This window comes from Desulfosporosinus acididurans (assembly GCF_001029285.1).
In the GTDB taxonomy this organism is placed as follows: domain Bacteria; phylum Bacillota; class Desulfitobacteriia; order Desulfitobacteriales; family Desulfitobacteriaceae; genus Desulfosporosinus; species Desulfosporosinus acididurans.
Genome location: NZ_LDZY01000005.1, coordinates 311,738 through 320,419 on the forward strand (window position 1 = coordinate 311,738; position 8,682 = coordinate 320,419).

Annotated in this window: 10 protein-coding genes; 5 read left to right on the forward strand and 5 right to left on the reverse strand. The window is 41.6% G+C overall.

Annotated elements, in window-relative coordinates; genetic code table 11:
• Window positions 1-132: 132 nt before the first annotated feature.
• Genes DEAC_RS09210 through DEAC_RS09225 form a run of 4 tightly spaced genes read left to right on the forward strand, consistent with a single transcriptional unit; the run spans window position 133 to window position 3,871 of the window.
• Entirely contained in the window at window positions 133-1,215 is a 1,083-nt protein-coding gene (locus DEAC_RS09210; protein ID WP_047809734.1) for a hydrogenase small subunit, read from the forward strand.
• Window position 1,216: 1 nt separating this feature from the next.
• The gene (locus DEAC_RS09215; RefSeq protein WP_047809735.1) at window positions 1,217-2,779 is read left to right on the forward strand and encodes a nickel-dependent hydrogenase large subunit; all 1,563 of its coding nucleotides are present in this window, start codon (window positions 1,217-1,219) and stop codon (window positions 2,777-2,779) included.
• A gap of 16 nt (window positions 2,780-2,795) precedes the next feature.
• Entirely contained in the window at window positions 2,796-3,380 is a 585-nt protein-coding gene (cybH, locus tag DEAC_RS09220; protein ID WP_047809736.1) for a Ni/Fe-hydrogenase, b-type cytochrome subunit, read from the forward strand.
• Window positions 3,381-3,382: 2 nt separating this feature from the next.
• Complete coding sequence (locus DEAC_RS09225) at window positions 3,383-3,871, forward strand: HyaD/HybD family hydrogenase maturation endopeptidase (RefSeq protein WP_047809737.1); 489 nt, start codon at window positions 3,383-3,385, stop codon at window positions 3,869-3,871.
• Window positions 3,872-4,242: 371 nt separating this feature from the next.
• Here DEAC_RS09225 and hypB read toward each other — a convergent pair whose 3' ends face one another.
• Complete coding sequence (hypB, locus tag DEAC_RS09230) at window positions 4,243-4,914, reverse strand: hydrogenase nickel incorporation protein HypB (protein ID WP_047809738.1); 672 nt, start codon at window positions 4,912-4,914, stop codon at window positions 4,243-4,245.
• Window positions 4,914-5,255, reverse strand: a complete 342-nt coding sequence (gene hypA, locus DEAC_RS09235; RefSeq protein ID WP_047809739.1) for a hydrogenase maturation nickel metallochaperone HypA — start codon at window positions 5,253-5,255, stop codon at window positions 4,914-4,916. Before hypA ends, hypB begins: the two co-directional genes overlap by 1 nt.
• A 252-nt stretch (window positions 5,256-5,507) precedes the next feature.
• Here hypA and DEAC_RS09240 point away from each other — a divergent pair, with 252 nt between their 5' ends.
• A complete protein-coding gene (locus DEAC_RS09240) occupies window positions 5,508-5,732 on the forward strand; it encodes an alpha/beta-type small acid-soluble spore protein (protein WP_047809740.1) in 225 nt (74 codons plus the stop codon).
• A gap of 154 nt (window positions 5,733-5,886) precedes the next feature.
• On the opposite strand, the gene larA is transcribed toward DEAC_RS09240, so the two are convergent.
• The 3 genes from larA to DEAC_RS24040 form a co-directional block, all read right to left on the reverse strand.
• Window positions 5,887-7,149, reverse strand: a complete 1,263-nt coding sequence (gene larA / locus DEAC_RS09245; RefSeq protein ID WP_047809741.1) for a nickel-dependent lactate racemase — start codon at window positions 7,147-7,149, stop codon at window positions 5,887-5,889.
• A 65-nt stretch (window positions 7,150-7,214) separates the two neighbouring features.
• On the reverse strand, window positions 7,215-8,078 hold the full coding sequence (locus tag DEAC_RS09250; protein WP_047809742.1) for a sugar diacid recognition domain-containing protein: 864 nt from the start codon (window positions 8,076-8,078) through the stop codon (window positions 7,215-7,217).
• A 402-nt stretch (window positions 8,079-8,480) separates the two neighbouring features.
• A partial coding sequence (locus DEAC_RS24040; RefSeq protein WP_207642581.1) for a hypothetical protein occupies window positions 8,481-8,682 on the reverse strand: 202 nt, incomplete at its 5' end.

Genomic DNA, 8,682 nt, shown 5'->3' on the forward strand with positions numbered 1-8,682 from the left:
TTCTGAATAATTATTAAAAACATGCAGGAAATAAATAGGTTATCTCGAATATATGTCAATAATAAAGAATTTCTATATTTTTACCCGTACGCAATAGGGGACAAGACATATTCAGGAGGTGTTCATCTAATTATGGGGAATTTTGATTTACTCAAGGTCAAAGGGGTTTCTCGGCGTGACTTCATGAAGTTGATTGGAGCAACTACAGCCGCGCTTGGATTACCCGAACTATTCGTACCCCAAGCAGCTTCAGCAATGGAACAGGCAATTAAGAAGCCCCCGGTAATTTGGTTGGAAGGAATGGACTGCACCGGATGTACAGAATCAACAATTGCCACGTTAAATCCCTCAGCAGCCGAACTGATTCTTGACATGATCTCAATTCGGTACCATGAAACTATTATGGCCGGATCTGGAAATATAGCTGAAGAAGCCTATCAAGAAGCCCTTAAAGATAAGTTTATTCTCGTAGTAGAAGGAGCTACCCCCGCTCAAGAAGATCGCTACTGCATGGTCGGAGGAAAGCCTTTCCGCAAGACTCTTATCGAAGCTGCTAAAAAAGCCCAAGCCATCATTGCAATCGGAAGCTGCGCCTCGGAAGGCGGCGGAATACCTGGTGCCTGTGCCACAGGAGCTGTGGGAGTTTCTGAGATTCTTAAAGCTGAGGGAATCAGCACTCCCCTTATCAATCTGCCCTGCTGCCCTGTGAAACCTACTACACTTATAGGTACGATTGTCTATTATCTGACATATCAGAAGGTTCCGCCTCTTGACTCTCAAAATCGCCCATTGGCCTTCTATGGAACATTGTTACATGACAACTGCCCACGCCGCGGTCACTTTGAAAACGGAGAATTTCTTACAGACTGGAATGATCCGGCCCAAAAAGATTATTGCTTACTTTTAAAAGGATGCAAAGGGCCGAAGACTTTCACAGATTGTGCTCAAGTATGGTGGAATGACAATGCAAACTTCTGTATCAATGCCGGATCTCCCTGTTCCGGATGTTCAGAGAAGAGCTTCTACAAGCAATTTACCCCCTTATATACTAAACAAGAGACTTTCAAACTTCCCGGCATAGGTCAGGTTAATGCCGATACGGTTGGTACCGTCATCGGAGGGGCTGCCGCCATCGGTCTCGGAGTTCATTTAATTGCTACAGCTGCAAGCGGAAGACTGACTAACCAAGGCCACGGCCACAAGGAGGATTTATAAGATGACAAAAATTGTTGTCGATCCCTTAACAAGAATAGAAGGACACCTGAAGGTGGAAGTTGAAGTTGAGAATGGAAAAATTTCAGACGCGCATGTCGTAGGAACTATGTATCGTGGAATTGAAGCGATGCTGCGCGGTAAAGATCCTCGCGATGCCACCTATGTAACTGAGCGTGTATGCGGAGTTTGTGCAGGCTCCCACGGCTGGGCTTCCTCTCTGGCCTTAGACAAAGCTTACGGAGCTAACGTCCCGGCCGGAGGACGAATTATCCGCAACTTAATTCTGGGCGCCATGTGGCTGCACGATCATCCCTTACATTTTTATCATCTTAGTGCTCTCGATTATCTTGATGTAATGGCTGTTGCCCAATATCAGGGGAAGGATCCTGGTCTCCTTGCTGTCAAAGATAAAATTGTCAAGCTTGTCACTGCAGGAGATACCGCCCCCTTAACTCCACGTTATAAACCCGATGAATTCAGCGTTAAGGATCCTGAGTTAGTGACCATGGCTGTTGCCCATTACCTTAAAGCCTTGGAAATGCAGGCCAAAGCTAAGAAAATGTCGGCCTTGTTCGCCGGTAAACAGCCCCATCAATCTTCGATTGTTGTCGGCGGAGTCACGATGCTTCCCAATATTGAAGTTGTTGAGCAATTCCGTTCTATGCTGCTGGAACAACTGGATTTCGTTGAAAAAATTTATCTCCAGGATGTCTTGACCTTTGGTACCGGACCATTGCTGCCCTTAGCCCAAGCAGGGGTTGGCGGAGCAGGAGCGGTCAATTTCCTCTCTTATGGCGCTTTTGCTCGGGATGACGCCGGTAAAGACTTATTCCTGAAATCCGGCATTGTCATGGACGGCGACTTGAGCAAAGTTTTACCTGTTGACGAAACTCAAATCACTGAAGATGTCCAATACTCCTGGTATAAAGCAAGTCCCAACGGCAAAACTCCCTTCACCGAGGATACAATTCCTGATCTTGATAAAAAAAATGCATATTCTTTCGTAAAAGCCCCTCGCTATAATGGTAAGCCCATGGAAGTAGGCCCTCTTGCCCGCATGCTTGTAATGCAGCCCAAGGGTTTAATGGATATAATTTCAAAATACAATATCAAACCAGGTGCCGTCGCACGTCATGCAGCTCGTGCCTATGAAACTCTCCTACTCGCTAAAGACATGCTGACCTGGCTTGACGCTCTGGAAAAAGAAATGGGATCTAATTTCCGCATCCATGATACCGAACACTGGGAAGCACCGGCCACAGGGCAGGGATCAGGATTAACCGAAGCCCCGAGAGGAGCCTTGGGCCATTTTGTTAAAGTTGCTGACCACAAAATCGAGAACTATCAGATGGTTGTACCCACCACCTGGAATTTCTCTCCTCGAGATGATAAAGGAGTTCTTGGGCCTTTCGAACAAGCTTTAATTGGGGTACCTATTCCCGACCCTGATAATCCAGTGAACATCGTTAGAGTCGCTCGATCTTATGACCCATGCCTTGCATGCGCGATTCACCTCATCGATCCAGTGACAAATGATGTGAAAAAATTCCGGATCGGTTGGTAGAAAAGGAGGAAAGGACATGGTTAACCCGCTTGACCATCCATTAGCCCAGCGTATAAGCCACTGGATTAATCTGATTAATTTTATAGTTCTAATCTTTACAGGCTGGTTTATTCATTCTCCCCATCCTGGTATGCCAATGAATTTAATTCGAAATTTACATTTCTTGTTTATGTATTTTCTTCTCATTAACGGAGTTGTACGTTTTTATATTTCCTTTTTCGGGAAAAATAAGGACTATGATTCTATTTTGCTCAACATGCAAGATGTAAAAAACATCTGGCCGCAAACCAAGTACTACTTGTTTTTAGGTAAGCACCCAGAAACAGGCAAATATAACCCTCTCCAAAAAATTGCCTACATTGCACTTCCTATTCTCGCTGTCATTCAGGCCTTTACAGGCTTTATTCTCTATAAGCCAGTACAGTTGGCAGGAGTTGCTGACCTGGTGGGAGGTCTGACCGCCGTACGCGGACTTCACTATCTTATCATGTGGCTGTTTATTGCAATTATTGCAATTCACGTTTATTTGGTCTTTACAGCTGCCTATGAACAGTTTCTGTTTATGTTCTTTGGTAAAATGAGAAATGAGAAGGGAATTTAATCATGCACTCGCCAAAAATTATGGTCATGGGAGTCGGAAACATTCTTCTATCCGACGAAGGCCTGGGTGTTCGATTTCTAGACGAACTGGCTCACAAATCCCTCCCGCAAAATGTTGAACTCCTTGAAGGCGGCACTGCTGGACTCGAACTCGTGCATCTAATTCAAGAAATAGACTTTCTGATTATTATTGATGCAATCAATGCTCAGTCAGAACCCGGCGCTCTATTCCGATTTCAACCAGGTGATATAAAGGTCTTTCCTGAACAATACGAGGTATCCTTTCATCAAATCGGAATAATTGAAGTCTTAACCATGGCAAACATTTTAGGGCAAGCTCCTCAAACCTTAATTTTCGGTGTGCAACCCAAAAAACTAGATTGGGGAATGGAATTAAGTCCAGAGATTCAATCTCTATTCCCCCATCTTACTGAGTTGGTTCTCCTTGAAATTGATTCGATTCAACGTGAAGGTAAATTCGCAAATAATTAGCAACTATCATTTCATACTTAAGTAATGCATCTGTCATGCAGCCAACTCCAAACTTCCGTTAAGGCCGTAGCTATACGAACTAAAGAGTTCGTGAGCGTCGGCCTTTTTAGTGTGAAAATAATTAGAGACCGTTGCATAATGAATATCTATTCTTTTAGTGAACTCGTTCAGCTAAAGCTGAACATCAGACTTCGGTGGGGAACTCTACCCCCACCGAAGCAGGGTACGGGGGACCCACTCCCACTTATAGAAGTAGAAGTAGAAGTGGGTGGATAAATAAAACCCTGCATATAAGTGGATGGATGTAAACCACAATTTATGCAAGGTTTTGTTTAAAGAGAGGCGCTTATGCAATTTAATAGTTCATAGGCCTATGATTGAAAGTCCAAAACTTTATCCTGAAGCCAGTTAGTCCAGTCTTGCAGACCTTTCCCCGTTCGGCAAGAGATCTCAAAGATTGTTATGTCCGGATTTATAACCAGAATATCCTGTTTCATTCTTTCCATGTTTACATCCGTTAAACCTTCCAAATCCATTTTATTTAAGAGAACGGCTTTAGCTTTACGAAAGATAACAGGATACTTTGCCGGCTTATCGTCACCCTCAACTATGCTTAAGACAATAACTTTAAAAGCTTCACCTAAATCAAAGTCGGCAGGGCAAACAAGATTACCAACGTTTTCAATAATCATTAAATCTAAACTCTGACAATCAAACTCAGGTAATACCTTAGCAACCATTTTACTGTCTAAATGGCAGCTACCACCAGTATTTATTTGTATTACAGGAACATCATGCACAGATATTCGATCTGCATCTTTAGTTGTAAAAATATCTCCTTCAATAACCGCAACACTCATGTTTTCATTGAGCAGAGGCAACGTTTTTTCTAAAAGTGAAGTTTTTCCTGCGCCTGGTGAGCCCATAATATTAATTGCTAGACAATTATTTTTACGAAAATGTGCACGATTTACTTCAGCCTGCATATCATTAGAATCTCGCAGATTTGCCATTACTTCAATTTCGCGACGTGCATTATCCATTATTCAACCTCCAAACTTTCAAGTAAAAGTTCTTCTCCCTGAACTACTTCTATATTTGTAGATTTACAGTTAGGACAGAGAAAATACATCAACTTAACGTTAAACTCATAATGACAATCCCTGCAGCAACCAAGCAAAGGAACTCGTTCGACAATCAATTCAGCTCCCTCACAAAGAGTATCCTTGCTATATGCCTCAAAAGCCATGGCTAAAGCATCTGGCTCAGCATTGGTCAATTCTCCAACCTTTATCTTAACTTTCAGAACTCTCTTGACATCGTGTTGGGACAAGGTATGATCTATCACTTCAAATACCCCTCCCATCAAGGACATTTCATGCACCGAATCACCCCTATCGGGTATTTTTATTTTTGTGAATATGGAGACCACTTCCACTTACTGTTCCAAGTATAGCTTATCCGAAGTTATTCAACAAGTTATTTCAAACTAATAAAATTAAATTTTCCCTCATTATATAGTATTCTGTTAATTCTTGCGGTCAATATAAATTTCACAGGTTTGCAATGTATAATGTACTTTAAAAGGGAGATGCTAAAGAATGTATTAAAAACAACTGATAAGGAGGATGGTAAAATGAGTCGTAATACGCCTGAAGTTCCAGAATCCGAAAGCCAGTTGGATAAGTTAAAATGGGAAGTTGCCGAAGAATTACAATTAGATGATGATATCGAAGATAAGGGGTTCGCCAATATGACGACTCGTGAAGTAGGTCAGATCGGCGGAAACATGGTCAAAAAAATGATCAACTTTGCGGAAAAAGAAATGGCTGATCAAGGTTCAGAAATTATGAACGACTAAAAAATCTAAGCATTGTTGAAATCGTGTTTCGGCCAGCACGATATCAACAGCCATTGGATATCTTACCAAAGACTAGCGAGGAAGAAAGGGACGATCGTTACAAAACGTTCATCCCTTTCTTCTGTTCTCTTTGATGATTTATGTCCCTCTTTACTTACTCTTCAACATAAGGAATTGTCAGCGGTCCTAGAGGTAATACAGCTATACTCATTTCTTTGCCATATTTGGCTTGGAGTTCATTAAGTGTTGATTCAATATTCTTTGTTGGCGTGAGCATAGCAATTTTGACCCATTCATCTGGAAGCGTCGAATATACTATAATATCAGACCATTCCTGAATCATTGCTAATCTTTGTGCCTCCCACTGATCAAACATGCTAAAGGATGGGTCATTGATCATTTCCAAAAGATCCTTTGGGGTTTCACGCATTTTCAGTATCTTTGAAAAATTGCCATGTTCAGGCATTCCTTCACAGCATTCTGCAGCACAAATTATTGTTCCACCTTTTTTTACAATCTTTTGAGCAGCATTCATTCCTTTAACAGCCTGATAGAGATTCTGATCCAGCGGATACCCGGCGTTTGTCGTAACAACAACATCAAAGCGTTCATCACATTTAATCATCGCATGCTCTTTAACAAATGCGCAGCCTGTCTCATGAGCGGCAATAAGCTCACCGGCAAATACATTTGTTATTTCATTATTGCCGCTTAAAGCAACATTCAAGAGAAAATCCGGTTTACAAAAAGAATTTACTTCCCTAGTCATTTCTTGAAGGGGGTTTTTATCAATAACTCCCCAAGTTGCCAGAGGATGGCCTATCATTTGAGCATTATGAAATGTTAAGATAGTCTCCATGCCCGCAATTCCGGGCATTATCCCCTTTGGTCCACCTGAAAACCCTGCAAAAAAATGTGGTTCAATAAATCCTGTTACAATTCTAAAGTCAGCTTCAACATATTCCTTATTCAAATAAACATCACAGCCAAAACTGCTGGTTCCGACTTTTTTTAGCTCAGACATCTCCTGACAGTGATGATTAATAATGCGAACAGAATTAACGATTTTCTCCCCTAACATCTCAACAAGTTCTTCTCTGGTTTCATCCCGATGAGTACCCGTACCATTAATGATCGTAAAATTATCGATTGGAATGTGCGCAAGCTCCTCCAATAACCAAGGCACTAATTTGTGATTTGGAGTAGGCCTTGTTATATCGCTTATGACAATAACGATCTTGTCCTTTGGATTTACCATTTCTCTTAATGGTTTTGTTCCTATTGGATTGCGCAAAGCATTGAGAACCAGTTGATGATCGTTTTCAGGCAGATCAATATGCTGAGGGACAACTACTTTCGAATGATCTGGTACATTAATTCTTAATCCACTTTTCCCATATGCCAAAGCCACTTCCATAAAGCATATCTCCTTTTTGAAATTTGTTGATCTCCAAACAGAGTAGTGTGCAGCGTTTATATTATTTAAATGTTTTCGGATAGAGATTTTAAATTTTCACTCACCTGAAATACTCCATCAATCATTTGTGCAATTTCTTGATTAGCTTTTGCTTGTTCTTGAGTTATGGCACTGTTACGCAAAGAGTTATCGACGATCTTCTGAATAATTGTTTGAAATAGCTGTAGAATATTTCTTATCTCAGTAGCCGAACGATTGCTTTCTTCAGCTAACTTACGCACCTCACCGGCAACAACAGAAAAACCCCTTCCCTGCTCTCCCGCACGTGAAGCTTCAATTGCAGCATTTAAGCCCAAAAGATTCGTTTGTTTTGCAACTTTATGGATTAAATCTAAAATTAAAGTTGTAGACTTTAGCTGGTTTTCACCATCTTGGGCTTCCTGGGCAATTACTTGGCTGATTGAAGCCACTTCTTCTGCAGAAGCAGCAGTCTCTTGTACCGCACTAGCAGCCTGTTCAACTGAATTACTTAAAAGTTGAACTTGATTGCGGATAACTTCCTTAAGTTCTTCATCTCGAATCATCATTTCGACCATTCCTACCGCAACCTTAGCTACTGGCCTTACAATATCCAGTTTTCCAGCAATACCGAAAGTACCAATAATTTGACCTTGAATTTCAATGCCAGCATTATATCCTTCTTTTATTTTGCCAGACGTAGCAATCTCTTCGTCTGCTGTTATCTCCACATATGTGCAATTCGTCGTTAATATTTCTTGGCTTCCTCTGTGCTTAATCCCTATTCGTGCATGAGCTGAGTCAGCAATAATTGTGCCAGTTGTATCGCAGACTATTGCATGATAACCACTTGTTTGATATATAAGGTCCACAATTTTTTGTCCAATGTTAGTGCTCAGCTTCCAATCCAATGTTCTCCTCTCCTTTTCGAAACCAAATCATTCGGATATTCGTAGTTAACAATCGCGCTCTATGAGAACCAAAACTGTTACCTTAAATATCTTTGTGTTAAGTTTTGACAAAAAATATCGTCTTAACTAGTTTATCATGCATTTAACTATTATTCTCGCATTTTCACAAAAAATACCTCAAATTTATGATAATGGTCTTTTAAGAGGCAAGTTTATAACATATTTTTCGACTTTAAATCAATTCTCCCGCAATGTGGATCCGAACACGATAAGCACGAAAGCCTCCAGTGGAGGGTTTCGCCGAGCCACCAACCCTAGAGATTCACTTCGTGGCGTAGTACGAGCTTATCGCCACACTGCGTCCAGTGACGCCTTCTCCTGCAGTGTGGGACCCAATATTTTTTAGCTTCTTTCATGAAACACAAACAGACTGCCAAATTGGCAGTCTATCGCTTGTTCACCTGGCGATAACCTACTTTCCCAGGGGCCTGCGCCCCAAGTATCCTTGGCCCTGGAACGAAAGGCGGATGAGCCTTTCGCCACACTGCGTCCCCATACGCATACTCCTGCAGTGTGGATCCTTAACTTCCGTGTTCGTGTATAC